The sequence below is a fragment of the Luteimonas campi genome (assembly GCF_051162505.1).
Classification (GTDB): Bacteria; Pseudomonadota; Gammaproteobacteria; order Xanthomonadales; family Xanthomonadaceae; genus Luteimonas.
In genome coordinates, this window is record NZ_JBNWEM010000002.1 from 691259 (window position 1) to 716039 (window position 24781).

24 protein-coding genes and 1 tRNA gene are annotated in these 24781 nt (G+C 71.8%); 13 read left to right on the plus strand and 12 right to left on the minus strand.

Annotated elements, in window-relative coordinates:
- Nucleotides 1-2: 2 nt before the first annotated feature.
- Together ACQYVW_RS08065 and ACQYVW_RS08070 are read right to left on the minus strand one after the other, a co-directional pair.
- Nucleotides 3-803 (minus strand): pseudouridine synthase, encoded by an 801-nt coding sequence (locus tag ACQYVW_RS08065; protein WP_434946611.1) that lies wholly within the window; start codon nucleotides 801-803, stop codon nucleotides 3-5.
- Nucleotides 800-2086, minus strand: coding sequence for a sialidase family protein (locus ACQYVW_RS08070; protein ID WP_434946612.1), 1287 nt, complete (start codon nucleotides 2084-2086; stop codon nucleotides 800-802). The genes ACQYVW_RS08065 and ACQYVW_RS08070 overlap by 4 nt, the downstream gene beginning before the upstream one ends.
- A gap of 169 nt (nucleotides 2087-2255) precedes the next feature.
- Here ACQYVW_RS08070 and ACQYVW_RS08075 point away from each other — a divergent pair, with 169 nt between their 5' ends.
- Both ACQYVW_RS08075 and ACQYVW_RS08080 read left to right on the plus strand, forming a co-directional pair.
- Nucleotides 2256-2630 carry a putative signal transducing protein gene (locus ACQYVW_RS08075; RefSeq protein WP_434946613.1) on the plus strand — a complete coding sequence of 125 codons (375 nt, stop codon included), beginning with the start codon at nucleotides 2256-2258 and terminating at the stop codon, nucleotides 2628-2630.
- Between the two features lie 413 nt (nucleotides 2631-3043).
- Nucleotides 3044-5389, plus strand: coding sequence for a Tex family protein (locus tag ACQYVW_RS08080; RefSeq protein WP_434946614.1), 2346 nt, complete (start codon nucleotides 3044-3046; stop codon nucleotides 5387-5389).
- A gap of 49 nt (nucleotides 5390-5438) precedes the next feature.
- On the opposite strand, the gene ACQYVW_RS08085 is transcribed toward ACQYVW_RS08080, so the two are convergent.
- Nucleotides 5439-5786, minus strand: a complete 348-nt coding sequence (locus ACQYVW_RS08085; protein WP_434946615.1) for a carboxymuconolactone decarboxylase family protein — start codon at nucleotides 5784-5786, stop codon at nucleotides 5439-5441.
- A 75-nt stretch (nucleotides 5787-5861) separates the two neighbouring features.
- Here ACQYVW_RS08085 and ACQYVW_RS08090 point away from each other — a divergent pair, with 75 nt between their 5' ends.
- From ACQYVW_RS08090 to ACQYVW_RS08105, 4 genes are all read left to right on the plus strand, one after another.
- On the plus strand, nucleotides 5862-6179 hold the full coding sequence (locus ACQYVW_RS08090; RefSeq protein ID WP_434946616.1) for an ArsR/SmtB family transcription factor: 318 nt from the start codon (nucleotides 5862-5864) through the stop codon (nucleotides 6177-6179).
- 11 nt (nucleotides 6180-6190) lie between these two features.
- Nucleotides 6191-6709 (plus strand): rhodanese family protein, encoded by a 519-nt coding sequence (locus ACQYVW_RS08095; RefSeq protein ID WP_434946617.1) that lies wholly within the window; start codon nucleotides 6191-6193, stop codon nucleotides 6707-6709.
- A gap of 168 nt (nucleotides 6710-6877) precedes the next feature.
- Nucleotides 6878-7057 (plus strand): oxidoreductase-like domain-containing protein, encoded by a 180-nt coding sequence (locus tag ACQYVW_RS08100; RefSeq protein WP_434946618.1) that lies wholly within the window; start codon nucleotides 6878-6880, stop codon nucleotides 7055-7057.
- A gap of 170 nt (nucleotides 7058-7227) precedes the next feature.
- Nucleotides 7228-7755, plus strand: a complete 528-nt coding sequence (locus tag ACQYVW_RS08105; protein ID WP_434946619.1) for a hypothetical protein — start codon at nucleotides 7228-7230, stop codon at nucleotides 7753-7755.
- 190 nt (nucleotides 7756-7945) lie between these two features.
- Here the strand turns inward: ACQYVW_RS08105 and mnmG are convergent, their stop codons facing one another.
- Complete coding sequence (mnmG, locus tag ACQYVW_RS08110; protein ID WP_434946620.1) at nucleotides 7946-9865, minus strand: tRNA uridine-5-carboxymethylaminomethyl(34) synthesis enzyme MnmG; 1920 nt, start codon at nucleotides 9863-9865, stop codon at nucleotides 7946-7948.
- Between the two features lie 502 nt (nucleotides 9866-10367).
- Nucleotides 10368-11048 (minus strand): hypothetical protein, encoded by a 681-nt coding sequence (locus ACQYVW_RS08115; RefSeq protein ID WP_434946621.1) that lies wholly within the window; start codon nucleotides 11046-11048, stop codon nucleotides 10368-10370.
- 123 nt (nucleotides 11049-11171) lie between these two features.
- Here ACQYVW_RS08115 and ACQYVW_RS08120 point away from each other — a divergent pair, with 123 nt between their 5' ends.
- The 4 genes from ACQYVW_RS08120 (at nucleotide 11172) to ACQYVW_RS08135 (ending at nucleotide 15312) form a co-directional block, all read left to right on the plus strand.
- Complete coding sequence (locus ACQYVW_RS08120) at nucleotides 11172-12137, plus strand: pyridoxal-phosphate dependent enzyme (protein WP_434946622.1); 966 nt, start codon at nucleotides 11172-11174, stop codon at nucleotides 12135-12137.
- Nucleotides 12134-12742 carry a YdcF family protein gene (locus ACQYVW_RS08125; protein WP_434946623.1) on the plus strand — a complete coding sequence of 203 codons (609 nt, stop codon included), beginning with the start codon at nucleotides 12134-12136 and terminating at the stop codon, nucleotides 12740-12742. Before ACQYVW_RS08120 ends, ACQYVW_RS08125 begins: the two co-directional genes overlap by 4 nt.
- 54 nt (nucleotides 12743-12796) lie before the next feature.
- On the plus strand, nucleotides 12797-13222 hold the full coding sequence (locus tag ACQYVW_RS08130) for a ketosteroid isomerase-related protein (protein ID WP_434946624.1): 426 nt from the start codon (nucleotides 12797-12799) through the stop codon (nucleotides 13220-13222).
- A gap of 575 nt (nucleotides 13223-13797) precedes the next feature.
- Nucleotides 13798-15312, plus strand: a complete 1515-nt coding sequence (locus ACQYVW_RS08135) for a carbohydrate-binding protein (protein ID WP_434946625.1) — start codon at nucleotides 13798-13800, stop codon at nucleotides 15310-15312.
- Nucleotides 15313-15536: 224 nt separating this feature from the next.
- Here ACQYVW_RS08135 and ACQYVW_RS08140 read toward each other — a convergent pair whose 3' ends face one another.
- The 6 genes from ACQYVW_RS08140 to bioB form a co-directional block, all read right to left on the minus strand.
- Entirely contained in the window at nucleotides 15537-16133 is a 597-nt protein-coding gene (locus ACQYVW_RS08140) for a hypothetical protein (RefSeq protein WP_434946626.1), read from the minus strand.
- A gap of 505 nt (nucleotides 16134-16638) precedes the next feature.
- Nucleotides 16639-17565, minus strand: a complete 927-nt coding sequence (gene bioC, locus ACQYVW_RS08145; protein ID WP_434935674.1) for a malonyl-ACP O-methyltransferase BioC — start codon at nucleotides 17563-17565, stop codon at nucleotides 16639-16641.
- Complete coding sequence (gene bioH / locus ACQYVW_RS08150) at nucleotides 17562-18338, minus strand: pimeloyl-ACP methyl ester esterase BioH (RefSeq protein ID WP_434946868.1); 777 nt, start codon at nucleotides 18336-18338, stop codon at nucleotides 17562-17564. Before bioH ends, bioC begins: the two co-directional genes overlap by 4 nt.
- A gap of 8 nt (nucleotides 18339-18346) precedes the next feature.
- Entirely contained in the window at nucleotides 18347-19348 is a 1002-nt protein-coding gene (locus ACQYVW_RS08155; protein WP_434946627.1) for a multidrug resistance efflux transporter family protein, read from the minus strand.
- Nucleotides 19345-20559, minus strand: coding sequence for an 8-amino-7-oxononanoate synthase (gene bioF, locus ACQYVW_RS08160; RefSeq protein ID WP_434946869.1), 1215 nt, complete (start codon nucleotides 20557-20559; stop codon nucleotides 19345-19347). Before bioF ends, ACQYVW_RS08155 begins: the two co-directional genes overlap by 4 nt.
- Before the next feature lie 20 nt (nucleotides 20560-20579).
- Nucleotides 20580-21689: a biotin synthase BioB gene (gene bioB, locus ACQYVW_RS08165; RefSeq protein WP_434946628.1), complete on the minus strand. Its 1110-nt coding sequence runs from the start codon at nucleotides 21687-21689 to the stop codon at nucleotides 20580-20582.
- 49 nt (nucleotides 21690-21738) lie between these two features.
- Between bioB and ACQYVW_RS08170 the strand changes: the two genes are divergently transcribed.
- Entirely contained in the window at nucleotides 21739-22467 is a 729-nt protein-coding gene (locus ACQYVW_RS08170; RefSeq protein ID WP_434946629.1) for a ComF family protein, read from the plus strand.
- A gap of 150 nt (nucleotides 22468-22617) precedes the next feature.
- Here ACQYVW_RS08170 and ubiA read toward each other — a convergent pair whose 3' ends face one another.
- A complete protein-coding gene (ubiA, locus tag ACQYVW_RS08175) occupies nucleotides 22618-23520 on the minus strand; it encodes a 4-hydroxybenzoate octaprenyltransferase (protein WP_434933501.1) in 903 nt (300 codons plus the stop codon).
- Nucleotides 23521-23587: 67 nt separating this feature from the next.
- Between ubiA and ACQYVW_RS08180 the strand changes: the two genes are divergently transcribed.
- Both ACQYVW_RS08180 and ACQYVW_RS08185 read left to right on the plus strand, forming a co-directional pair.
- Nucleotides 23588-23664, plus strand: a tRNA-Arg gene (locus ACQYVW_RS08180).
- Between the two features lie 152 nt (nucleotides 23665-23816).
- On the plus strand, nucleotides 23817-24761 hold the full coding sequence (locus tag ACQYVW_RS08185) for a TolB family protein (RefSeq protein ID WP_434946630.1): 945 nt from the start codon (nucleotides 23817-23819) through the stop codon (nucleotides 24759-24761).
- Nucleotides 24762-24781 lie beyond the last annotated feature (20 nt).

Consider the following 24781-nt stretch of genomic DNA (forward strand, 5'->3'; position numbering starts at 1 on the left):
GCTCAGGGCGTCGCGGCCGCGGCGATGCCTGCGGCCGCCGGCGCGCCGGCAGGCTGGTCGGGGAACAGCGCCAGCGCCTTCGCGAACTCGCCGTCGACCGGCGCCTCCACCGCCATCGGCATGCCGGTATCCGGATGCGCGAAGACCAGGCGCGAGGCATGCAGCAGCATGCGGTGGATGCCCAGCATGCGGAAATGCCGGTTGTGGCGGCCGTCGCCGTGGCTGGTATCGCCGATCAGGTGGTGCGAAGCGTGTTTGAGGTGGCGCCGGATCTGGCGGAAGCGTCCGGTCTGCGGCATCGCCCGCAACAGGGCGTAGCGCGAGGTCGGGAAGTTCGCCGACGGCAGCGCCAGCTCGCAGGTCGCCAAGCGCTCGAAGTGCGTGACCGCCGGCTTCTTCAGCGGCTTGCCGGGGCCGCCGTCGAGAGGATGGTCGATGCTGAAGCGCTCTTCCGGCCAGCCGCGACACACGGCGAGGTAGTGCTTGTCGACCTCGCCCGCCATCAGCGCCTTGCCCAGCGCCGAGGCCGCCTCGCGGTCGAAGGCCAGCAGCAGGCAGCCGCTGGTGGCGCGGTCGAGCCGGTGCACCAGGAACACGGGGCGACCGAACTGTTCACGCAGGCGGTCGGCCAGGAAATCGTCCTCGCCACGCGCCAGGGCGCTGTCGTGGACCATCAGCCCGGCCGGTTTGGCGACCACGGCCAGCCGCGCGTCGGCGTGCAGCACCGTGACCGGCGCATCGGCCACGGGCGCGACGGCTTGCGGCGCGGACGCGCCGTCGGGCTGACTCGCGTGCTCGTTCATCGCGCGATGCGTAGGCCCTTGAGGTTGGGCGTGCCGCCCGCGACCTCGGTCCAGGCGACGTATGCGGCGGCGCCTGCCAGCGCCAGCTGCGGGAAGCCGGTGGCGCGGCCTTCGCCAGACACCTGCGACAGCTCCAGGCGCTCGTATTCGGTGGCCAGGTCGTGGCTGCGCCGCGACAGCCACAGCGACTGCCGGCCGGCGCGCTCGCGCAACCACAGCACCCAGGCCTGCTGCGCATCCATCGCCACCGCCACCCGCCCCAGCACCTCGGCACCGGCATCGAGCGTCACCGGCGCGGCGAAGCGGTCGCCCGCATCGGCGCTGGCGGCCACGCGCAGTTCCGGCTGGCCGCCGGCCTCGGTGTACCAGGCCACCACCACCGCATCGCCCTGCGCGGCCACGTCGGGGCCGTTCACCGGGCAGGCCGGCATCACCCAGCCGTCTGCATGCACCGGCGCCGGCGTGCGCCACTGCGTGCCCTCGTAGCGGGTGGCCAGGACGTCGCGCACCTCGCCTTCGCTGCGGCCGCGATAGACCAGCAGCGGACCGCGGGTGGTGGTGGCCACCGCGGTCTGGCAACAGTCGCAGACGCGCGCGTCGATCTCGGCCTCGCCGCTGCGCTGCAGGTCGCCATCGAAGAACGCCGCGCGCAGGGTCATGGCTCCTGCATGCGCTCCGCCATGGCCGGCATGGCCGGCCTGCCCGCCACCGGTGTTGCGGCCGTCCAGCCAGGCCACGCCCAGCCAGCCGGCGTCCTGCGCCCACAGCGAGACGAAGCCGTGCTCGGTCTGCGTGCCGTCGTCGTGCGGCATCACCGGGGGCGCCCAGTTCGCGCCCCCGTCGCGCGAGCGGGTCAGCACCAGGTCGTAGGCATAGGGCGCCGCGCCGCTCTTCTGCAGCCAGTGCGCCCACAGCGTGCCGTCGGGCGTCGCGGCCAGGTGCGGGATGTCGGCCCAGTTGACGAACATCGAATTGCCGACCGCGACCGTGGTCATGGCGTGCATCCAGCGCCCCCAGTCGGGGGCGAAGGTGCTGAACTGGAAGATGTGGCGGCGGCCCTTCTGCGAATTGATCCAGCCCAGCAGCAGCTTGCCGTCGGGCGTGGCGGTCAGGCTTGGCGATGCGGATCCGGGCAGGGTGCTGGGCAGCGCCCATTCCTCGACCCGGCTCGGCGCGGCAGGATCGGTCGACCCGGCTGGCGCGGACGGGGCCGCGTCGTCGCCGCCGCAGCCGGCCAGCGTCAGCGCAGCGAGCAGCACGGTGGTGAGGGCGGGCCGGATCATGGCGTTCTCCTGGGTGGGTGCAGGCAAGCCGCTGCGGTCTGGCGCTGGAGGCAGCGCAGGCTCGCGCCTGCGGCATTCTCGGGAATGCCGGCGTCAATGACCAGCGCAGATCACGCCGACGAGGCGCCGCTGGCGTAGTCTGCGCACAACGCCGCCACCTTCGCCGGGCATGTTCACCACCGTCGCCAGCTATCTCGACCCGATCCAGGCCCAGATCGCGCGCGGCCTGCTGCAGTCCGAGGGGATCGAGGCGCAGCTTGGCGACGAGCATCTGGCCCTGGCGAACTGGGAATGGCGGCTGGCGATCGGCGGCACGCGCCTGCGCGTGGCCGAGGCCGACGCCGCGCGCGCCCGCGCGATCCTCCAGGCGCTCGAGGCCGGCGAGTACGCCATCGACGATGAAGGCGCGCCCGCCGACGCGGCGCTGCGCGCACCGGATCGCGAGTCGCCGTCGAGCCGTCTGGCATGGGTGGCGATGGTGCTGCTGAACATTCCGCTGCCGTGGCGGCGACAGACGCGGAGCGACGCTCAGCGGGAGGCCTGAGTGCGCAGCGGTGGCCGATGCCGGGTCGCGGCCGCTGGGATCCCCGTGCCGTCGAGCATGGATTCGAACGGGCCGGCCGATCGCGGTGGGTAAGCCATGGCAGGGACGCCAGGCAACCCGTCCTTTCCCGCAAAGCAGCGAATCCGACCTGCGGGCAGCCGGCCGAGCCGCCTGCGCCGCATGAAGCACGGCGTTTTCCCCGCCCGCTCCCGCCTGCGGAAAGCGCCTGCGGGAAACCGCCGCGCCGTCCACTGGCGGACGGGCACCACGAGGCGCCCGGCGCGGGACCGCCTGTCCCAGGCTACGCGAGGATCGGGGTCCGTTCCGGCCGTCGTGTCAACGGGTTCCTCCCCACGGCCCCGGTTGCCACAATCCGCGCTCCGCGGTCCCACGCCGCCTGCAGTACGGACGCCATGCCCGAGATTTCCCCCGCGCTCGCGCGCAAGATTTCGCAGACCATCGCCGACGAGATCGGCGCCAGGCCGGACCAGGCCAGCGCGGCGATCGCGCTGCTGGACGAAGGCGCGACCGTGCCGTTCATCGCGCGCTACCGCAAGGAGGTGACCGGCGGTCTCGACGACACCCAGCTGCGCAACCTCGAGGTGCGCCTGGTCTACCTGCGCGAGATGGAAGAGCGCCGTGCCGCGATCCTGTCCAGCATCGAGGAGCAGGGCAAGCTGACTGACGCGCTGCGCGCAGACATCGAGGCCGCCGACAGCAAGGCGCGGCTGGAAGACCTGTACCTGCCCTACAAGCAGAAGCGCCGCACCCGCGCCCAGATCGCCCGCGAAGCCGGTCTGGAGCCGCTCGCCGATGGCCTGATCGAGGACCCGACCCGCGTCCCCGAGGAGTTCGCCGCGCAGTTCGTCGATACCGAAAAGGGCGTGGCCGATGCGAAGGCCGCGCTGGAAGGCGCGCGCGCGATCCTGATCGAGCGCTGGGGCGAGGACGCCGCCCTGATCGGCGAGCTGCGCGAATGGCTGTGGGCCAATGGCGTGATCCGCGCGAAGGTGGTCGAAGGCAAGGAAGCGGCGGGCGAGAAGTTCCGTGATTACTTCGACCATGCCGAACCGCTGGCGAAGATCCCGTCGCACCGCCTGCTGGCGCTGCTGCGCGGGCGACGCGAGGAATTCCTCACGCTCGACCTCGAGGCCGGCAGCGATGCCGAGGCCGGCCATCTCTACGCCGAAGGCCGCGTCGCGCTGCGCGCCGGCATCCGCGGCCAGGGCCGCGCCGCCGACACCTGGCTGCGCAACGCCTGCCGTCTGGCGTGGAAGGCCAAGCTGCACCTGCACCTGCTGATCGACCTGTTCGCGCAGGCCCGCGAGCAGGCCGAGGCCGAGGCGATCGCCGTTTTCGGCGACAACCTCAAGGACCTGCTGCTAGCCGCGCCGGCCGGCCCCAAGGCGGTGCTGGGCCTGGATCCGGGCCTGCGCACCGGCGTGAAGGTCGCGGTGGTCGATGCCACCGGCAAGCTCGTCGCCACCGACACCGTCTACCCGCACGAGCCACGCCGGCAGTGGGACCAGTCGCTGATCGCGCTGCGCAAGCTGTGCCAGGCGCATGGCGTGCAGCTGGTCGCGATCGGCAACGGCACCGCCAGCCGCGAGACCGACAAGCTCGCCGGCGACCTGCTCAAACTCTGCCCCGAGCTGAAGATGCAGAAGATCGTGGTCAGCGAGGCGGGCGCGTCGGTGTACTCGGCCTCGCAACTTGCGGCGAAGGAGTTCCCGGGCCTCGACGTGTCGCTGCGCGGCGCGGTCTCGATCGCGCGACGCCTGCAGGATCCGCTGGCCGAGCTGGTGAAGATCGAGCCCAAGGCCATCGGCGTCGGCCAGTACCAGCACGATGTCGACCAGTACAAGCTGGCGCGCGCGCTCGATGCGCGCGTGGAGGACTGCGTGAACGCGGTCGGCGTGCATGTGAACACCGCCTCCAGCGCGCTGCTGGCGCGGGTGGCGGGGCTGTCGACCTCGGTGGCCGAGAACATCGTCATGCATCGCGATGCCAACGGGCCGTTCAAGCGCCGCAAGGACCTGCTGAAAGTGCCGCGCCTGGGCGAGAAGACCTTCGAGCAGTGCGCGGGCTTCCTGCGCATCGCTGACGGGGACGAGCCGCTGGATGCTTCGTCGGTGCATCCGGAAGCCTACCCGGTGGTCGAGCGCATCGTGCAGGCCACCGGCAAGCCGATCCAGGCCATGATCGGCGACAGCGGTTTCGTACGCACGCTCAAGCCCGCGCAGTTCACCGACGAGCGCTTCGGCGAGCCGACCGTGCGCGACATCCTGAAGGAGCTCGAGAAGCCCGGCCGCGACCCGCGCCCGGAGTTCAAGGCTGCGCAGTTCGCCGACGGCGTGGAGGACATCAAGGACCTGCGCGAAGGCATGATCCTGGAGGGCGTGGTGAGCAACGTCGCCGCGTTCGGCGCCTTCGTCGACATCGGCGTGCACCAGGACGGACTGATCCACATCTCCGCGCTGTCCGACAGGTTCGTCAAGGACCCGCGTGAAGTGGTCAAGGCCGGCGACATCGTCAAGGTCAAGGTGCTGGAGGTGGACGTGGCGCGCAAGCGCATCGCGCTGACCCGGCGCCTGGACGACACGCCCGCGCCGCGCGAAGCGCGCGACGAGGCGCGGCGCGACAGCCGCGGCGGGCGCCCCGACGGCGGTCGCGGCGGACGCCCGGCACCGCCGCGCAGCAGTGCGCCGCCGGCCGACAACGCGCTCGCCGCCGCGTTCGCGCGGGCGCGGCAGAAATAGGCCACGCCCCCGCACCCGCCGGCGCCGAGCTGCGGCGCTGGCGGGATGGTCAGGCCTTGCGGAACTCCTCGAACGCCGCCTGAGCGTGGGCGGCGTACATCAGCGAGGGGCCGCCGCCCATGTAGACCGCGACGCCCAGCATCTCGCGGAACTCCTCGGGCGTGGCACCCAGGCGCACCAGCGCCTTGGCGTGGAAGCCCAGGCAGCCGTCGCAACGGCTGGCGACGCCGATGGCCATGGCGATCAGCTCCTTGGTCTTCTCGTCGAGCGCCCCCGGTGCCATGGCCGCCTTGCTCAGCGCGCCGAAGCCCTGCATGAGATCCGGATGGTGGCTGCGCAGGTCGGTCAGGTTGCGCGAGATCGCGCGGGTGTGGTCGCTGTAGGACTCGATGGACATGATGTCGTTCCGCTGTGGATGTCGGCCCATCATATTAGGCATTGCTAAATTAGCAAATTCTTATATGATGCCCGCATGGCACCACCCGTCTCCCGCTCCGATCGCCGTTTCATGCAGCAGGGCGCCGCCGACGCGGCCGCCATGCTGCGCACCCTGGGCCACGAACAGCGGCTGCTGGTGCTGTGCCTGCTGGTCGCCCACGGCGAGCGCAGCGTGGGCCAGCTGCTGGAGGAGGTCGAGCTGGGCCAGTCGGCGCTGTCGCAGCATCTGGCACGCATGCGGGAGGACGGCCTGGTGGCCGCGCGACGCGACGGCCAGTGCGTCCACTACCGCATCGTCGACGAACGTGTGGCCACCCTGGTGGCCGCGCTCAAGTCGGTGTTCTGTCCCTGAGGAGTCCCGCCTTGCGCAACATCGATCCCCACGCGGCGCAGCGCCTGCTGGCCGAGGGTGCCGTCATGATCGACATCCGCGACCCCGGCGAGTACCGCCGCGAACACATCCCGGGTGCGCTGTGCGTTCCGCTGGACACGCTGCAGGGCGCGTTGCGCCTGCCGTCCGGCCTGCCGGTCGTGTTCCACTGCCGCTCCGGGCTGCGCACCGGCAGCAGCGCCGCACGGCTGGCGGCCGCCGCCGGCGACCGCGAGGCCTGGCTGCTCGATGGCGGGCTCGATGGCTGGACCCGTGCGGGGCTGCCGACCTCGCACGCCGCCGGCGCGCCGCTCGAGCTTGGTCGTCAGGTGCAGCTCGCGGTCGGTGCCGTGGTGCTGGCCGGCAGCGTGCTGGCCGCCACCCTCTCGCCCTGGTTCCTGCTGTTGACCGCCCTGCCGGGCCTGGGCCTGCTGGTGGCCGGCACTACCGGGTTCTGCGGCCTGGCGCACCTGCTGGCGCGCATCCCCTGGAACCGCCGCCCGCAGGCCTGAGCAACCGCCCTAGCCGGTGACGATGCGGTCGTGACCCAGACGCTTGGCCTCGGAGATCGGGGTGTCGGCTGCAGCAGCGCGTCGGCGCCTTCGCCGCGTCCCGGTTTGAACCGCTGGCGTCCGCCCCCATCCTTCTGTCGACGCCCATCGCCGCCGTGTAGCCGACGTTTGAACATTCCGCTCCACCCCGACCACGATCCCCGCCCGATCCCGCCCGAGCCGCCGCTGCCCAGCGACTGCTGCGACAGCGGTTGCGATCCCTGCGTCCACGACAGCTACGCCGAGGAGCTGCAGGACTACCGGCGACGCCTGGCGCAGTGGCTGGAACGCCATCCGGACCAGGGCTGACCACGCCCGCGTCGCTGCCCGCCGTGCGCTCCGGCGGGTGGACAATGTTCCGGGACGGTAGCCAGGTTCCTCGTCGTTGGCCCAACCCAGACAGCACCCTGCGCGCGTGACGTTGCGTGGACGCCGCGCGCAAGCCACCCTCCCCGCGACTTTCCCTAAGGAAATTCCGGATGCATACCCTCGTGCTGCGCGGCTGCCTGGCCGCCGCCGCTATCGCGCTGTCCGCCTGCAACATCGCCGCCACGCCATCCACCGGCACCACTGCGCCATCGCCGGGCGCACCGTCGGACAGTTGGCTGCAGGGCAGCGTCGACGAACGCCTGGAAACGGTGGCGGACCAGCTGCGCGGGTTCGGCGCCACCATGCTCGAGGTCGACCATCGCTACGGCGAGCTGTACTTCGCCGGCCAAGACCGCAACTGGGCGTACGCCGCCTACCAGATGGACGAGATGGACGAGGCGCTGGAATACGGCCTGCAGCGTCGCCCCGCCCGCGCCACGAACGCGGCGATGCTCGAACCCGCGCTCGCTGCGGTGCAGGCCGCGGTGGACGCGCGCGACCCGGCCGCCTTCGAGACCGCGTTCACGCAGCTGACGGCCACCTGCAACGCATGCCACCAGGCCGAGGACGTTGGCCTTCATCCAGGTCGCCACGCCCACCCAGCGACGTGGCTCGGTGCGCGCCGCGGCGGCAGCTGAGGACTGAGGATTCACTGCGGGAAGCCGTGACGCGCCGCCCGCAGGCAGACGCTGCCCGCGCTCGCGGCGCGGTGGGCAAACGCAGTGCGGGGTTATGCCTGCGCGTCCCGCCAGGCGTTCGACCGCTCCAGCCTGCGACGCGGGCCAATGCCGCGGCCCGAGCGGGTCAGTGCGTCCTGCCTCGACGCGGTCAGCCTGCCGCCGTGCGCTCCGCGCCCCCCGCGACCGCGCCTGGTCCGGGCCGGGCGAGGTGCACCAGCAGCAGCGACACCGCGGCCGGGGTCATACCTGGGATGCGCTGCGCCTGGCCCACCGTCTGCGGGCGCACGCGCTCCAGTTTCTGCCGGGCTTCGGCCGACAGGCCGCGCACCTGCGCATAGTCGAAGCCGTCGGGAATGGACCGGCTCTCGTTGCGCTGCTGGCGCGCGATCTCGTCGCGCTGGCGCTGCAGGTAGCCGGCGTACTTGGTTTCGATCTCCACCTGCTCGGCCACATCCGGCGCCACCGCGGACTCCGGGGCGAAGGACGGCACCGACACCAGCCGGGCGTAGTCGAGCTCCGGCCGCCGCAGCAGATCCAGCGCGCTGTTCTCGCGGCTCAGCTCGATGCCCAGCACCTGCGCCGCTTCGCGACCGGCTGTGTTCTGCGGGGAGGCCCGCAGGCCCTCCAGGCGCTGTGTCTCGCGCGCGATCGACTCGCGCCGCGCCTCGAAGCGGGACCAGCGCGCATCGTCGACCAGGCCCAGCGCGCGGCCCACGGGGGTCAGGCGCAGGTCGGCGTTGTCCTCGCGCAGCTGCAGCCGGTACTCGGCGCGCGAGGTGAACATCCGGTAGGGCTCGGACGTGCCATGGGTGATGAGGTCGTCGACCAGCACGCCGAGGTAGGCCTCGTCGCGGCGCGGCGACCAGGGCTCCAGGTCGCGTACCAGTCGCGCGGCATTGACGCCCGCCAGCAGGCCCTGGGCCGCGGCCTCCTCGTAGCCGGTGGTGCCGTTGATCTGGCCGGCGAAGAACAGCCCCGACACCGCCTTGGTCTCGAGCGAGGTCTTCAACCCGCGCGGGTCGAAGAAGTCGTATTCGATCGCATAGCCGGGGCGGGTGATGTGCGCATGCCCGAATCCGATCACGCTGCGCACCAGCGCGAGCTGCACGTCGAACGGCAGCGAGGTGGAGATGCCGTTGGGATAGATCTCCACCACGTCCAGCCCCTCGGGCTCGACGAAGATCTGGTGGCTGGCCTTCTCGGCGAAGCGCACCACCTTGTCCTCGATGCTCGGGCAGTAGCGTGGGCCGATGCCCTCGATCTGCCCGGAATACAGCGGCGAACGATGCAGCGCCCCACGGATGATCTCGTGCGTGCGTTCTGTGGTCTGGGTGATCCAGCACGGGACCTGGCGCGGATGGTCCGCGTGCGAGCCCATGAACGAGAACACCGGGCGCGGATCGTCGCCGGGCTGGGCCTGCATCACCGAGTAGTCGAGCGTGCGCCCATCGATGCGCGGCGGCGTGCCGGTCTTGAGCCGGTCCACCACGAACGGCCGCTCGCGCAGGCGCGCGGCCAGGGTCACGGCCGGCGGGTCGCCCATGCGCCCGGCGGCGTACTGGGTCTGGCCGATGTGGACCTTGCCGGCCAGGAAGGTGCCGGCGGTGAGCACCACGGCCCCCGCCTCGAAGCGAAGGCCGGTATTGGTGATCGCGCCGCGCACCGTGTCGCCTTCGATCACCAGGTCGTCGACCGCGGCCTGGAACACGGTCAGGCCGGGCTGGTGCTCGACCGCACGGCGCACGAAGGCGCGGTACAGCGCGCGGTCTGCCTGTGCGCGGGTGGCCCGCACCGCGGGGCCCTTGGAGGCATTGAGCCTGCGCCACTGGATGCCGGCCGCGTCGGCCGCCCTCGCCATGAGGCCGCCGAGCGCGTCGATCTCGCGCACCAGATGGCCCTTGCCGATGCCGCCGATCGCCGGATTGCAGCTCATCGCCCCGACCGTGTCGATGCTGTGGGTGAGCAGCAGGGTGCGTGCGCCGGCGCGCGCCGAGGCCAGCGCGGCCTCGGTCCCGGCATGGCCGCCGCCGATCACGATGACGTCGTAGCGATGGAAGTTCTGGCTCATGGGGATCGATGTCGCCGCAGTGCGGGAAAAGCTGCGGCATGTTCCGCGGCGGTAGCGACCGGCGCAAGTCGGCAGCCCAGGCCGGGGCATCCGTGCGGCGGCTTCTTCAGGGAGGACCTGTCCCCTGCCACCCGGTCGCCCGGAGTTGGCACGCTTCCTGCGAACTGTCCCCTGCACCCGGATTGGCAAGCGTCTTGGGGGGCGCGGCCGGAGATTGGAACAGGGCTGGCCAAGCACAACCCGGGGAAGCAAAGGGGCCGGATGTCGGGGGACATCCGGCCCCATTCTTTTGTGGGCTCGCACCTTCTGGGGCGGCGCCCGGCGCCTCGGAAGAGGCGCCGACGCCCGGCGGGAGCGGAACAGGGGGGATCCGGTATCCCCCGCCGGGAGTCGACTCGCGGAATTTTTGTCGTTCTGGACCTGATTACGTCGGAATCCGACGCAGCCGGTCACTGGCGGCTAGCTTGAACCCCACTCGCGTCGGGTGCAAGCGGTTTTCGACCTACGGTTCGACCTGGCGCTCCCGTTGCCCGGGGCCGCCACGGTCCATGCGCGACGCGGGACGCGGCGCCATGCGCGGTGCGGCGGTCTGCGGACGCGGGGCGGACATCCGCGGCGCGCTGGCCGGCGCCGGGGCGCGCATCACCGGCCGAAGCGGTTCCGAGGTCCGGCGCTGGAGCCGCGGCGGTGCGGCCACCGGCGCACCGGACATCGACGGGCGCCGCAGCGGCTGACTGTCCATCCGGCGCTGCGGCGCGATCATCGGTGCCGCCTGCTGCGGCTGGGCAGAGAGCCGGCGCCGCGGCTGCAGGTTGCCTCCGGTAACGCGCTCGGCGGCGGGCGGCGGCGGCTCATGGTCGGGCCTGGGCCGGGGCCGGGGACGCGGATGGTAGGGGTAATAGTAGGACGGCCAGGGCGCGTAGCCGGCGTAGGGCGATCCATACCAGCCGCCATAGCCGTAGTAGCGCCGGTACGGCGCATAGCGCCCATAGCCGTAGCCCACGCCGCCATACCAGCCGCCGTGGCCATAGCCCAGGGAGCTGTAGGGCGCGCCGTAGTAGCCCGAGTAGGCGGGGCTGCCGTAGTAGTAATCGCCCCCGCCGCTGCCCCGATAGTAGTAATCACTGGCACAGCCCGACAGCGCTGCTGCGGCCACCAGCGCGATCAACAGCCTGCGGATCATGGCGAACCCCCGTTCCTGCGAAACCGCAGCATCGGCCGGGCGCTTTGAATCCGTGCTTAATCCAGCCGGCATGTCGTTGGGGTTGCTGAACACGCTCGGCGGCGATGGGCTAGTCTGTTGTCGATGTCTGCCGTCCCGCCGCTTCCGCATTTCGACGACGTGCTGGACGCGGCGGCACGCATCGCGCCCCATGCGACGGTGACCCCGGTCCTGCGCGCCGCGGCGCTCGACGAGCGCGCGGGCTGCCGCATCTTTTTCAAGGCAGAGCCGTTGCAGCGCGGCGGCGCATTCAAGTTCCGGGGCGCCTGCAATGCGGTGTTCGCGCTCGACGCAGAAGTCGCCGCGCGCGGTGTGGTCACCCACTCCTCGGGCAACCATGGTGGTGCGCTGGCACTGGCCGCGCGGCTGCGCGGCATTCCCTGCCACGTGGTGGTGCCCGAGGGCGCGGTCGCCGCCAAGCTCGCGCGTATCGCCGGGCTGGGTGCGGTGCTGCATCGCTGCGCGGCGACCATTGAGGCGCGCGAAACGGTGTGCGCCCAGGTGCAGGCCGCGACCGGCGCGACCCTGGTCCATCCCTATGCCGATGCGCGGGTGATCGCCGGACAGGGCACCGCAGCACTCGAGCTGCTGGGCGAGGTGCCGGAACTGGATGTGGTGGTGGTCCCGGTGGGCGGCGGCGGGCTGGCCAGCGGCACGGGGATCGCCGTGGCCGGTATCGCGCCTGCGACCGAACTGGTGCTGGCCGAGCCTGCCGGCGCCGCCGACACCTTCGAATCGCTGCGGCGCGGCGAACGCTGGACCGAACTGGCGCCGAACACGATCTGCGACGGCCTGCGCACGGTGGTCGGCGCCCCCAACTTCCGCCTGCTGCAGGCGCACGCCCCGCAGGTGGTGGTGGTCGAGGACGCGGACACGATCATGGCAATGCGCTGGCTGCTGGCCGAACTCAAGCTGCTGGTCGAGCCCTCGTCGGCGATCGCGCTGGCGGCGGTGCTCGCGCAGCCCGCGCGGTTCGCCGGCCGGCAGGTGGGCATCGTGCTGACCGGCGGCAACGCCGATCCCGAACGCCTGCCATGGATGCCGGCATGAAGCGCCAGGCTGCACCCCGCCGCCTGCCGCATCTGCTGCTGCGCCTGCTGCTGTTGTGCCTGCTGTGGCTGGGCGGCGTGGCCGGCTGGATCCACTGGACCGGCGAGCGCGACCAGGCCGCCCCGGCCGACGCCATCATCGTGCTGGGTGCGGCGGCCTACGATGCGGTGCCCTCGCCGGTGTTCAAGGCGCGCATCGAGCACGGCCTGGACCTGTTCCGCGACGGCCTGGCCGACAAGCTCATCTTCACCGGCGGCTACGGCGGTGGCGGCGCGCGCTTCGCCGAGTCGCAGGTCGCGCGCCGCTACGCGATGCGCGCCGGCGTGCCCGAAGCGGCGATCCTGATCGAATCGACCTCCCAGACCACCTACCAGAACCTGTTCGAGGCGCGCCGGCTGATGCACGAGAACGGCCTGCAGCGCGCGATCGTGGTCAGCGATCCCCTGCACATGGCACGTGCGCTGCGCCTGTGCCGCGGGCTGGGCATCGACGCGGTCGGTTCGCCCACGCCGACCACGCGCTTCCGCTCGTTCCGCACGCGCTGGGAGTTCCTCGCGCGCGAGGTCTACTTCTTCCACCGCGACCTCGTCGTCAAGCCGCGCTAGGCGCCCGCGCTATCATCGCCCCGCGCGAACCGGCGCGCTCCAGGGGCTCGAACAATGCATATCGACGGCAACCGCCTGCACGACCGCGGGACCGAACTGGTGCTGGCCTACTACGCAGCATTCAACCGCGGCGATCGCGAGGCGATGCTGGCCCTGCTCGCAGACGACGTCGTGCACGACCTCAACCAGGGGCCGCGCGAGACCGGTCGCGCGGCCTTTGCGGCGTTCATGGCGCGCATGGACCGCTGCTACCGCGAGCAACTGCACGATATCGTGGTGATGGCGACCGCCGACGGCAGCCGACTCTCCGCCGAGTACATCGTGCACGGCGAGTATCTGGCCGACGACGAGGGTTTGCCGCCGGCCCGCGGGCAGCGTTACGTGCTGCCCGGCGGCGCGTTTTTCGAGGTCCGCGATAGCCGCATCGCGCGGGTGAGCAACTACTACAACCTCACCGACTGGCTCGCGCAGGTGCGCTGAGCGTCCGGCCGCTGGCGCGGCGCCTGACGGCTTATCGCCACCGGCACGACCCGCACAGGCGTACGCAGGCGCCGTGCGCAGCTGCGAGCGCAGACGCCAAGACCGCAACCCGCGCCGGCAGCGCCACGGCGGTCTTGCGCACCCGCCTGCAACCGGGACCGAGAGCGTGCGACCCATCCCCATGACATCGCGGATAGGCGACAGACGCCTGCCGGACGACAGGCCGACGGAAGCGGACCGGTTGTGGGCGCGATCCGGACAACGCGCAGGCGCTCACGACGGCAGGCGCGACAATGCGGTCCGGCCACATCGGGCCTGCACAGCCAGGTGCGGCTTCAGGCGCGACACGTGCTGACCATCGCGTGGCCGCTACCCCCGTTCGCGAGCCATGCCTCGCCGCGCGTTCTGCACGCGAACGCAGGAACCTGCGACACGGTCGCGGTTCTGTGACACCGATATCGGCTTTTTCCCGATCCCTGCCCTGCAATGCACGCCTGCCCGCAAGGGGCACCCGCCCACAGATGGGCGGCGCGATGCCCAGGGGCAAGTCTCCACCAGCGCAGGGAAGAGCCGCCATGTACCGATCGAGCCACATCCGTACCCGCGTCCTGTCGGCCACGGGTGCCGCCTTGTTCGCCTGTCTCGCCGCCGACGCCGGCGCCGTGGTCTTCCAGGCGGAGAATTACGGCGCGTATCACGACACCACGCCAGGCAACAGCGGCGGCGCCTATCGCGCCGACGACGTGGACATCGAAGCCACGACCGACGGCGGCGGCGGCCACAACGTCGGCTGGATCGCGACCGGCGAGTGGCTGGCGTACGCTGGCCTGTCGATCCCGGCCACCGGCAGCTACACCATCCGCATGCGCGTCGCGAGTCCGGTGGGCGCCACTGCTTCGGTCGATCTGAACGGCGGCACGGTCTTGCTCGGCAACTTCGCCATTCCCAATACCGGCGGCTGGCAGAACTGGACCACGGTCAGCAGGACGGTGACGCTCAGTGCCGGAACCCACAGTCTCGGCGTGTACGCGCAGAGCGGCGACTGGAACTTCAACTGGATCGAGGTGGTGCCTGCCGGGACGACCGAGGCCAGGGCGGTCGTCCACCAGCACTGCAACTACGGCGGCTGGGCCGCCACGCTCGACGTGGGTTCCTACCGTCTGGCCGCACTGCAGTCGCGTGGACTGGTCAACGATGCCGCTTCGTCGATCCAGGTGGCGCAGGGCTACGAAGCGGTGCTGTACGAGAACGACAACTTCGGCGGTGCATCGACCGTGGTGCGGGGCAACGACGCCTGCCTGGACAACGAGGCCTTCAACGACCGCACCAGTTCCATCATCGTCCGGCCCGCGGCGCGCAACCTGGTGTGGTCCGACGAGTTCGACAGCGCCAGCACCGCCAACTGGACCTTCGAGACCGGCGGCCACGGCTGGGGCAACAGCGAGCTGCAGTACTACACCAACGGCCAGAACGCCTTCATCCAGCACGATGCGTCGATCGGCAGCAATGTGCTGGTGATCGAGGCGAGGCGCGGCGCGCCCAGCGGCGCCTCCTGCTGGTACGGCAGCTGCCAGTACAGCTCCACGCGCATGATCTCGCGCGGCAAGCGCGAGTTCCGCCATGGTCGCATCGAGGCGCGCATCCGCCTGCCGCAGACGCAGGGCATCTGGCCGGCGTTCTGGATGCTCGGCAGCAACTTCGGCCAGGTCGGCTGGCCCAACAGCGGCGAGATCGACATCATGGAACACGTCGGCTTCGAGCCAATGCTGACCCATGGCGCGATCCACGGCCCGGGATACTCGGGCAACACCCCGTTCACGGGGACCCACGACCTCGGCCAGCAGGCGGATGCGGCCTACCGGCTGTATGCGGTGGAATGGGATACCAACGGCATCCGCTGGTTCGTCGATGGCCAGCAGTTCTACGCCGTCACCCGCGCCCAGGTCGAAGCCCGTGGCGCCTGGGTGTTCGACCAACCGTTCTTCCTGCTGCTCAACATCGCGGTGGGCGGCACATGGCCGGGCAGCCCGGACGCAAGCAGCGTGTTCCCGCAGCGCATGTACGTGGACTACGTCCGCGTCTACCAGTGATCCTCGCGCCCCGCCGCGGAAGTTGCGGCGGGGCGCTCGGGTTGCGGTGGTCGCGACCGGCGCCCGGGCTGCCGCGTCCCGCGCAAGGGTTGTTCGGCGGAGCCGGGACGGCACGCGTGAGGCGGCCGTCCATGCCTGGATGCAGGCAGGTGGCGGCCGCCTTGCGTCAGGTGGCGGTCGCCTCTGGCGGAGGCCGCGTCTGCGGCGGCGAGATGGCGCGGTGGTTAGAGATCCCCGCCGTAGCGGGACAGCCCTTCGCTGAGCAGGTAGCGGGTCGCGGCGACGCGATCGCCGAGGCTGAAGCCATCGAGCACGTCGACCAGCTGCCGGAATGCCGAGCAGCGCGCGTGGCGGCTGGCCGCATCGCCGCCGGTGTTGGACAGGCCGAGCAGGAAGCCGTCGTGCAGCATCATCCCGGTGACCGTCGCGGCCTTGAGCACCTGCTCGCCCGCGGCCGGGTCAAAGGCGCGCGGCGGCGCCTGCAGGCCGTTGATCGCCACCGCGGTCACCGCGTCGATGAAGCGCAGGCGGCTCTGCTCGCCCAGCGCGTTGGCCGCGCGCTGCAGGCCGGCCAGACTGCGGTCGGCATCCGGCTCGAACAGCGCGCACAGGCCGCGCGCCTCGCGCTCGTCGCGCGAAGCCGCATGCACGGCCTTGAACAAGCGATCGATATCGGCATCCGGCGCGCGCGCCAGCACGTCGCTGGCGCCGGCGAGCACCTGCATCGGATCGATGCCGGACAGGTCGATGCGCGAGGACTGTGCCTGCGCAGGCGACCAGGCGAGCAGCGACAGGCAGAGCGCGGCAGTCAGGATTCTCATCGGATGCTTCTCGAAGTATGGGGTTTAGGCACGGGGGACAGTCCGGCGTTCCCGCCTCGCGTCGACACCGCGCGCTGGCGGTCCTGGGTCGCTTTCCGCCCGGTCAGGAGATCGATCCGCAGGCCTGATTCGCTGCGTGCCAGCCCGGTCGGACTCCCGCAGATTGGAGAAGAACCTGTCATGGCGCATCCGCAGCATGGGAGGCCGAGTCTAGGGCCCCTGGCTGAATCCGCGCCGTCGCGCGGGTGGCCATTCCCGCCTGCGCTTGTCCTCCGCGCCGGCGGACGCGTGCGCGGGACAGGCGCGAGCGGGTCGCTTCGCAGCTGCGGACAAGCGGTCGCCGCGGCGCTGCATCGCAGGATCGGTGGCCGTGGCGCGTCCAAGGGAGCGAATCGCCCCGCCGCTCCATGAGAATTGCACGGCCAGCGCGCTGCCGAAACCGTGCACATCACGGGCGCAACGTTCCGCGGCGACAGCCGTCTGCGCCGGCCGTGAGAGCCCGCGCTCAGCCCCGGCGCCGGATCGGGATCCTGCTGGCCGGGAAGCTGGCCACCTCCTGCCCGCCCTCGCGGATCGGCGCGCCCGGCTGCGGCGCCCAGGCCAGGGCAGTGATCACTTCCCAGCTGGCCGGCAGCAGGCCATCCGGACCGCGCAGGGGTTCGTAGGCCGCCGCTGCCGCAGCGAAGCGCTTGCGGCCGGTCAGCGTGTGGCGGCGCGCGTGCAGCGCGTTGGTCGCACCGATCGCGCGCAGTTCGCGCATCAGCGCAGGCAGGTCCGGGTGGCCACGCTCGAACAGATCGCGGTCGAGCACCGGGTCGCGGAAGCCCGCGTGCATCAACGCATCGCCGAACTGGGCGATGCTGGCGAAGGGACTCACATGCGGCACCGTCTCGTCGGCGCGGGCGAAGGCCTCGCGCAGTTCCCACAGGGTGTCCGGCCCGAAGGTCGAGCACAGCAGCAGGCCACCGGGCTTCAGCACCCGCCGGAAGCCGGCGAACGCGGCCGGCAGATCGTCGATCCACTGCAGGCAGAGGTTGGAGAACAGCACGTCGACGCTGCCATCGGCCAGCGGCAGCGCGCGCAGGTCGGCGCAGACGCGATCGAGCGGCCGCCGCAGCGGGTTCCAGCCGGCGCGCGCCGGCATCCCGCGCAGCATCGGCAGCGCCAGGTCGAGCGTCACGATGCGCGCCTTGGGCCAGCGCTGGCGCATGGCTTGCGCGGCATGCCCGGGGCCGCTGCCCACATCGAGCACGCAGCCTGGCTGCCAGCCGACCTCGCGCTCCGGGTCGAGCGCCAGCAGGTCCAGCGATTCCAGCAGCCGTGCCTCGACCTCGCGCTGCAGGGCCGAGGCGGATGCATAGCTCGAGGACGCGCGGGAGAACGCGCGTCGCACCTGGCGCGCGTCGAACAGCGGATCCGGACCGCGGCTCATGTCCGGTCGCCTCCGGTGCGCGCGGCCAGGGCCGCGATCGCATCCGCCACCTCATCGGCATTGGTCAGGAACGGCGCGTGTCCGGCATGTTCGACCACCACCACCTCCGCCTGCGCCACCTGCTCGGCCGCGGCGCGCATCGCGCGCGGATCGACCAGGCGGTCGCGGCGCCCGGCCAGCCACAGGCTGGGCATCGGCAGTGCCGGGAGCGTGGCGCGCAGGTCGGCGGTTTCCAGCAAAGCGAGGCCGTCGGCCAGCACGTGCGCGGCCGGCTCGCCGCGCGCGAACACTTCGTTGCGCAGCATCCGCATCTCGTGCCGCGCATCGTCCGAGCCGAACGCCTCCAGCGCGATGAAACGCTCCAGCGTGGTCCGGTAGTCTGCACGCAGGCCCAGCGCGAAGCCGCGGAAGATTTCCGGCGACATGCCCAGCGGCCAGTCCTCGCCCCGCACGAAGCGCGGGCTGGCGCAGATCATCGCCAGGCCGCGCACCTGCGCCGGCCGCGTGGCCGCGGCATGCAGCGCGAACAAGCCACCCAGCGACCAGCCTGCCCACAGCGCGGGCGGCAGTCGCCCGGCCAGGGCTTCGACCACCGGCTCCAGCGCCAGCGGCAGGCCGCTGTCGCGGCTGCCGCCGTGGCCGGGCAGGTCGACCAGATGCAGGGTGAAGTGCGCCGCCAGGCGCTCGGCCAGCGCGGCGAACACACCGCCATGCATGGCCCAGCCGTGCAGCAGCACCAGATCCGGCCCCTGGCCGCGCGTATCGATCCGCAACATTCCGCTCATCCACCCTTGTCCGTATGCAACACACGCGTCTCGCCCCGCCCCGCCGCGGGCCGGGCCACCGCCCAGGCGAAGGCGATGATGCCCAGCACCACCACCGCCGCGCCCAGCAGCGCGATCCCCGTCGGCCAGGACTCGCCCAGCAGCAGCACGCCGAGCAGCACCGCGAACACCACCTCGGCGCCCTGCATCGCCTCCACCGCGCCGAGCGCCAGCGGCTGGTCGCGGACCATGCCGGTGGCGCGGAAGAACAGGATGGTCGCGACCACGCCGGCCGACAGCGCCACGCCCGCGGCCAGCCACACCTGGGCCAGCGTCGGCGGCCCGGCCTGCAGCGCCGCGTAGGCGGCCACCAGCAGCCACAGCGGCTGGCTGGCCAGGGTCATGCCGAACACGCGCTGGGTGGCGTCGAGCGGCTCGCCGCTGCGCTCCAGGTGCAGCAGCAGCAGCCGGTTGCCCAGGGGATAGGCGACGGCCGAGACCAGCACGCAAGCCAGGGCGATCCAGGCCGCGCGATCCAGCGCGCCGCTGGCATGGCCGAACTGCATCAGCAGCACCCCGGCCAGGATCACCCCCGCGACCGCCAGCCCGGCCGCCGGGATGCGGCGCCGCGCGTCGCGGTACAGCAGCGGCGCACACAGCATCCCCGCGATCACGGTGAACTGGAACGAGCCGGCGACCAGCCACGACGGGCCGCTCGCGGCCGCGTACGAGAGCATCACGTAGAACAGCACGAAGCCGATCCCGGCGCAGCGCAGCCAGGCCCAGGGGTGCGCGCCGATCGCGCGCAGCACCGGCGCCATCGCGCCACGGCGCGCCACCAGCGGCAGCATCAGCGGCAGGGTGATCAGGTAACGCAGGCTGGCCAACCATGCCCAGTGGCCGCCGCCGCTGGCGCTGGCCCGGTTGAGTACGTAGGTCATGGTGAAGAACAGCGCGGACAGCAGCGCGAGGCCGACCGCCGCGAGCGCGAGGCGGCCGGTTGCATCGGTACGGGTCATGCGCTGCGGTTGGCGGCGACGTCGGCGCGGTCGCGGGCCAGGGCCACGGCATCGGCCAGCGCCTCGGCCTGCGCCGGTTCGTGCGCGGCGCTGAAGGCGATGCGCAGCCGCGCCTGTCCTTCGGGCACGGTCGGCGGCCGGATCGCGGCGATCCAGTAGCCGGCGGCTTCCAGCGATTCGGCCATCACCAGCGCGCGCGCATTGTCGCCGCACAGCAGGGGCTGGATCGGGGTCTCGGAGGCCAGCAGTTGCAGCCCATGCTGGCTCGCGCGCGCGCGGAAACGCTGCACCAGCTCGTGCAGCCGTTCGCGGCGCCACTGGTCGCGGCGGGCGAGCTTCACCGCCGCGAGCGTCGCGGCGGCCTGGGCCGGCGACAGGGCGGTGGTGTAGAGATAGGGGCGCGCGGTTTCGGCCAGGTGCTCGACCAGGTCGGCATCGCCGGCCACCACCGCGCCGCAGCCGCCCACCGCCTTGCCCAGCGTGGCCAGCCGCAGCGGTACCGCGGCCACGTCCAGCCCCGCCGCCGCGATCGAGCCGCGGCCCTCCGGGCCGACCACGCCGACGCCATGCGCATCGTCCACGTACAGCAGGGCCTGCTGCACGCGCGCGGCGATGGCCAGCTCGCGCAGCGGCGCGATGTCGCCGTCCATGCTGAACACGCCGTCGGTCGCCAGCATCGCCGCGCCCTCGGGCGCGCCGCGCAGCTGGCGCAGGGCGCCTTCCACGTCGGCATGCGGATAGCGGCGCAGGTGGCAACCGGCCAGGCGCGCGCCATCGATCAGGCTGGCGTGGTTGAGCCGGTCCTGCACGCAGACATCGTCGTCCTGGAGCAGGGCCTGCATCACCGCCAGGTTGGCGGAAAAGCCGCTGCCGAACAGCAGCGCGCGCGGCACCTGCAGCCAGTCGGCCAGCTCGCGCTCGAGCGCGCCGTGGACCGCGTGGTGGCCGCAGACCAGGTGCGAGGCGACGCCGCCGGCGCCATCGCGCGCGGCCGCGTCCTGCAGCGCGTTGACCACGGCGAAGTGCTGCGACAGGCCCAGGTAGTCGTTGCTGCAGAAGTTCAGCAGGCTGCGGCTGCCGCCGTGGCCGTCGGAGACCTCGCAGCGGACACCGTCGCGGCGCAGGACCTCGCGGCGGTGGCGCCGTGCCGATCCGCTGCTGCGCTGCTGGCGCAGGGCCGCGACGCGGGCATGCAGGTCCGGGCGTTCGATCGGCATCGCGGCGCTTCCTGTCAGACGCGGCCCCCCGCCGCGCAGGATCCCGGCCCGGGGCCGGCGGCATGTGCGCCGGGTCCGGCCGAGATGTCCGCGTGTACGGTACCACCATGGTCGTGGCCCGGCGCGTCCACGGCGACCTGCATCGCGCGCAGTCCGAGACGCTGGAACAGGGCCTGGTCTTGGGCCACGTCGGGGTTGCCGGTGGTCAGCAGCTTCTCGCCGTGGAAGATCGAATTGGCGCCGGCGGCGAAGCACAGCGCCTGCAGCTCGTCGGACATCTGCTCGCGCCCGGCCGACAGCCGCACCATCGAGGCCGGCATCAGCAGGCGGGCGACGGCGATGGTGCGCACGAACTCGAAGGGATCGAGCTCGGCGGTGCCGTGCAGCGGCGTGCCGGCCACCTGCACCAGGCGGTTGATCGGCACCGAGTCCGGGTGCGCCGGCAGGTTGGCCAGGGTGCGCAGGAAGCCGGCGCGCTGGCGCCGGGTCTCGCCCATGCCGACGATGCCGCCGCAGCAGGTCTTCATGCCCGCGTCGCGGACGTGTTCGAGGGTGTCGAGCCGGTCCTGGATCTCGCGGGTCCGGATCACCGCGTCGTAGAACTCCGGGTCGGTGTCGATGTTGTGGTTGTAGTAGTCCAGGCCGGCGGCCCTGAGCGCCTGCGCCTGTCCGCCGCTGAGCATCCCCAGGGTGGCGCAGGTCTCCAGGCCCAGCGCCTTCACCTCGCGGATCATCTCGGCGACCTTGGGGATGTCGCGGTCCTTGGGCGAACGCCAGGCCGCGCCCATGCAGAAGCGCGAAGCGCCGGCGGCCTTGGCCGCGCGCGCCTTCTCCAGCACCGCGTCGGTGGACATCAGCTTGGTCGCCTCCACGCCGGTGTGGTAGCGCTGCGCCTGCGGGCAGTAGGCGCAGTCCTCCGGGCAGCCGCCGGTCTTGACCGACAGCAGGGTGCTGACCTGCACCTCGGCGGGGTCGAAATGGCGGCGGTGGACCTCGGCGGCGCGGAACAGCAGTTCGGTGAACGGGAGATCCAGCAGCGCCTCGACCTCGTCGGTCGTCCAGTCGTGGCGGATCTGGGCGGATCCCGGGCTGGCGGCGGAACGGAGCGGGCTGACGGCGGACATCGGCTTTCCCTGACAGACACGGCGGAGGCGGGCCGGCAGTCTGGAAAGCATGCCGGGGCCTGTCAACCGAACCGAGGGCATCCAGGTTGACGGCTGGTGGCGCCGGCTGGGCACGCGGCTGTGTCCACCGCGCTGCCTCGGCTGCGGCGAAACCACGGCGCCGGGGGCCGATCTCTGTCCCGCCTGCAGTGCAGCCCTGCCGTGGAACGACGCGGCCTGCGCACGCTGCGCCCTGCCGCTGGCGGCACCGGCGTCGGCCTGCGGGGCCTGCCTGCAGCAGCCACCGCCGCTGCACGCCGCCCACGCCGCCTTCCGCTACGCCGCGCCGGTCGACCGGCTGCTGCCGCGCTTCAAGTTCCATCGCGACCTCGCGGCCGGCCGCCTGCTGTCCGAGGCGATGGCCGCGCGCTTCGCCGCCCTCGATCCACCGGACGCCCTGCTGCCCGTGCCGCTGCACCGCAGCCGCCTGCGCCAGCGCGGCTACGACCAGGCGCTGGAACTGGCGCGGCCGCTGGCCGCTGCGCTGCGCCTGCCTCTGCTGACCGGGGTACTGCAGCGACAGCGGGCCACGCGGGCCCAGTCAGAACTCGATGCCGGCGCGCGACGACGCAACCTGCGCGGGGCGTTCGCGGTCGGGGCGGGAATAGCGTTGCCTGCGCACGTGGTACTGGTCGACGACGTGATGACCACCGGCGCGACCCTGCATGCGGCGGCCCGCGCCCTGCGCAAGGCAGGCGTGGCCCGTGTCGATGCGTGGGTCTGCGCGCGGGTGCCGTGAGCAGGAGGGAGAGCGGCCCCGGCCCGCACCGCGCCCGGGAACCGGGGGCATGGCGGCCGGTGCTGGACAGGGCCCGGTCACATCGCAGCGATGGCGCGTCGGACGCACGTTCTCGGCGGAGGCCGGGCGCGATTGTCCGCGGCCCAGCGTTCAGCGCAGCGCGTAATCCAGCGCGATGCCGGCGAAGACCACCAGCCCCACCCAGTGGTTGTGCAGGAAGGCGCGGAAGCAGGCAGCGCGGTCGCGGTAGCGGGCGATCGTGAACTCCCAGGCCACCAGCAGCGCCGCCACTCCCAGCCCCGCCCAGTACCACGAGCCCAGCCCGGCCTGCCGTCCGACCAGGGCCAGCGCGGCGAAGGTCATCGCGTACAGCACGGCCTGCGCCACCAGGTCGAGTTCGCCGAACAGGATCGCGGTCGACTTCGAGCCCATGCGGATGTCGTCGTCGCGATCGACCATCGCATACCAGGTGTCGTAGGCCGTGGCCCAGAAGATGTTGCCCACGTACAGCACCCAGGCCACGGGCGGCACCTCGCCCTGCACCGCGGCGAACCCCATCGGGATGCCCCAGCCGAAGGCCATGCCCAGGTACACCTGCGGCAGGTAGGTGTAGCGCTTGAGGTAGGGATAGCTGGCCGCCAGCAGCACGCCGACGATGCTCATCAGCACCGTGAGCCGGTTGAGCGTGAGCACCAGCGCGAACGCCGCCAGCATGAGCACCGCGAACACCGCCAGCGCTTCGCGCCCCGACACCGCGCCGGTGGCCAGCGGCCGGTCCTTGGTGCGCTCGACCGAACCATCCAGCCAGCGGTCGGCATAGTCGTTGATCACGCAGCCGCCCGAGCGCGTCAGCCACACCCCCGCAGTGAACACGAACAGGATCCACGGCGAAGGCACGCCGCCGGACGCGATCCACAGCCCCCACCAGGTCGGCCACAGCAGCAGCAGCCAGCCGATCGGGCGGTCGCCGCGCACCAGGGTCCAGTACAGCGGCAGGCGCTGGCGCCACTGCGGCCCAGGCGCGATCGGATCATCGAAATCTTGCCCACGCATCGCACCAGCCTACCAAGCCCGTCAAGGCTCGCACGGCGGCCCGGTCCATGGGACAATCCCCGGCCACGCGCCTGTAGCTCAGCCGGATAGAGTAGTGGCTTCCGAAGCCATTGGTCGGGGGTTCGAATCCCTCCAGGCGCGCCATTTTTTCCATGCAGCGTTGTCGCCCCTCTTGGCGAGGGATGCACCGATGCGATTCCCGGCCCCGCGCCACAGCGCGAACGCGGCTTTAGTGCCGGACGGGTCCAATGCCGCCCGCTCGCCGCCGTATCGGTGACGTGACCGCAGGAGGGGCTGTGACGCGACGGTTCTGGGCACTGGCGCTGGTGTCGACCTGCGCGGCTTGCGCCCAACCGGGCGCAGCGGTATCGGATGGCGCGCAAGCCACGACGCACGCGCCCGTGGCGCGATGGACACCCGACGCTTGGAGCACCGACCAGTACGAAACCACGCCGACCTTCAGCGAGGACGGCAGGCTGGCGGTGTTCATGCGTGCCGACCGCGCGTTCGGGCGCTACCGGCTGATGGAAAGCAGTTGCGTCGAGGGGCGCTGGACTGCGCCCCTCGAACCCGCCTTCTCGGCGGACACGGCGATGCATGACGGCGATCCCTTCCTGGCGCCGGGCGGGAATTCGCTCTACTTCATCTCGACGCGCCACCGCTTCGCCCAGGTCGGTAACGACGACTTCGACATCTACGTGGTCGCCCGCGATGCCGGCGGCAACTGGGGCACGCCGGAACGCTTGCCCGCGCCGGTCAACAGCGATAGCTCCGAACTCCTGCCCAGTGTCGATCGCGCGGGCCATCTTTACTTCGGCTCGGCCCGCCCCGGTGGACTCGGCGGCACGGACATCTACCGTGCAACGCGCGACGCCGCGGGAAATTGGCATGTGGCCAACGTGGTCGCAGTCAATACGCCGGCCAACGATTTCGAAGCCGAGGTGTCGCGCGACGGTACGCGGCTCGCCGTGGTCTCCGACCGCGATCTGCGCTCACGGATCTACCTCTACACGCGCACTGGTGACCACTGGGTGCCAGGTCCGCGGATCCACGGCGAAGACAGCGTATTCCAGGTCGGGCCGAGGTTTTCGCCCGATGGCCGCCGCCTGCTGTTCGGCCAGGATGCGGGACAGCTGTCCGGGGAGATCTACCTGGGCGACCTCGCTGCGGACGCGGATCCAGCGTGGCCTCCGCGCTGTGACGCGACGACGGCGCCCGTTACGAAAGACGTTCAGGACTGAACGGCCCGGCGGGCGCCGTC

Excerpts from the sequence above, each read along its gene's own strand:
- ACQYVW_RS08065 (WP_434946611.1), bottom strand. The coding sequence starts at position 803 with ATGAACGAGCACGCGAGTCAGCCCGACGGCGCGTCCGCGCCGCAAGCC.
- ACQYVW_RS08070 (WP_434946612.1), bottom strand. The coding sequence starts at position 2,086 with ATGATCCGGCCCGCCCTCACCACCGTGCTGCTCGCTGCGCTGACGCTG.
- ACQYVW_RS08075 (WP_434946613.1), top strand. The coding sequence starts at position 2,256 with ATGTTCACCACCGTCGCCAGCTATCTCGACCCGATCCAGGCCCAGATC.
- ACQYVW_RS08080 (WP_434946614.1), top strand. The coding sequence starts at position 3,044 with ATGCCCGAGATTTCCCCCGCGCTCGCGCGCAAGATTTCGCAGACCATC.
- ACQYVW_RS08085 (WP_434946615.1), bottom strand. The coding sequence starts at position 5,786 with ATGTCCATCGAGTCCTACAGCGACCACACCCGCGCGATCTCGCGCAAC.
- ACQYVW_RS08090 (WP_434946616.1), top strand. The coding sequence starts at position 5,862 with ATGGCACCACCCGTCTCCCGCTCCGATCGCCGTTTCATGCAGCAGGGC.
- ACQYVW_RS08105 (WP_434946619.1), top strand. The coding sequence starts at position 7,228 with ATGCATACCCTCGTGCTGCGCGGCTGCCTGGCCGCCGCCGCTATCGCG.
- mnmG (WP_434946620.1), bottom strand. The coding sequence starts at position 9,865 with ATGAGCCAGAACTTCCATCGCTACGACGTCATCGTGATCGGCGGCGGC.
- ACQYVW_RS08115 (WP_434946621.1), bottom strand. The coding sequence starts at position 11,048 with ATGATCCGCAGGCTGTTGATCGCGCTGGTGGCCGCAGCAGCGCTGTCG.
- ACQYVW_RS08120 (WP_434946622.1), top strand. The coding sequence starts at position 11,172 with ATGTCTGCCGTCCCGCCGCTTCCGCATTTCGACGACGTGCTGGACGCG.
- ACQYVW_RS08125 (WP_434946623.1), top strand. The coding sequence starts at position 12,134 with ATGAAGCGCCAGGCTGCACCCCGCCGCCTGCCGCATCTGCTGCTGCGC.
- ACQYVW_RS08130 (WP_434946624.1), top strand. The coding sequence starts at position 12,797 with ATGCATATCGACGGCAACCGCCTGCACGACCGCGGGACCGAACTGGTG.
- ACQYVW_RS08135 (WP_434946625.1), top strand. The coding sequence starts at position 13,798 with ATGTACCGATCGAGCCACATCCGTACCCGCGTCCTGTCGGCCACGGGT.
- ACQYVW_RS08140 (WP_434946626.1), bottom strand. The coding sequence starts at position 16,133 with ATGAGAATCCTGACTGCCGCGCTCTGCCTGTCGCTGCTCGCCTGGTCG.
- bioC (WP_434935674.1), bottom strand. The coding sequence starts at position 17,565 with ATGAGCCGCGGTCCGGATCCGCTGTTCGACGCGCGCCAGGTGCGACGC.
- ACQYVW_RS08155 (WP_434946627.1), bottom strand. The coding sequence starts at position 19,348 with ATGACCCGTACCGATGCAACCGGCCGCCTCGCGCTCGCGGCGGTCGGC.
- bioB (WP_434946628.1), bottom strand. The coding sequence starts at position 21,689 with ATGTCCGCCGTCAGCCCGCTCCGTTCCGCCGCCAGCCCGGGATCCGCC.
- ACQYVW_RS08170 (WP_434946629.1), top strand. The coding sequence starts at position 21,739 with ATGCCGGGGCCTGTCAACCGAACCGAGGGCATCCAGGTTGACGGCTGG.
- ubiA (WP_434933501.1), bottom strand. The coding sequence starts at position 23,520 with ATGCGTGGGCAAGATTTCGATGATCCGATCGCGCCTGGGCCGCAGTGG.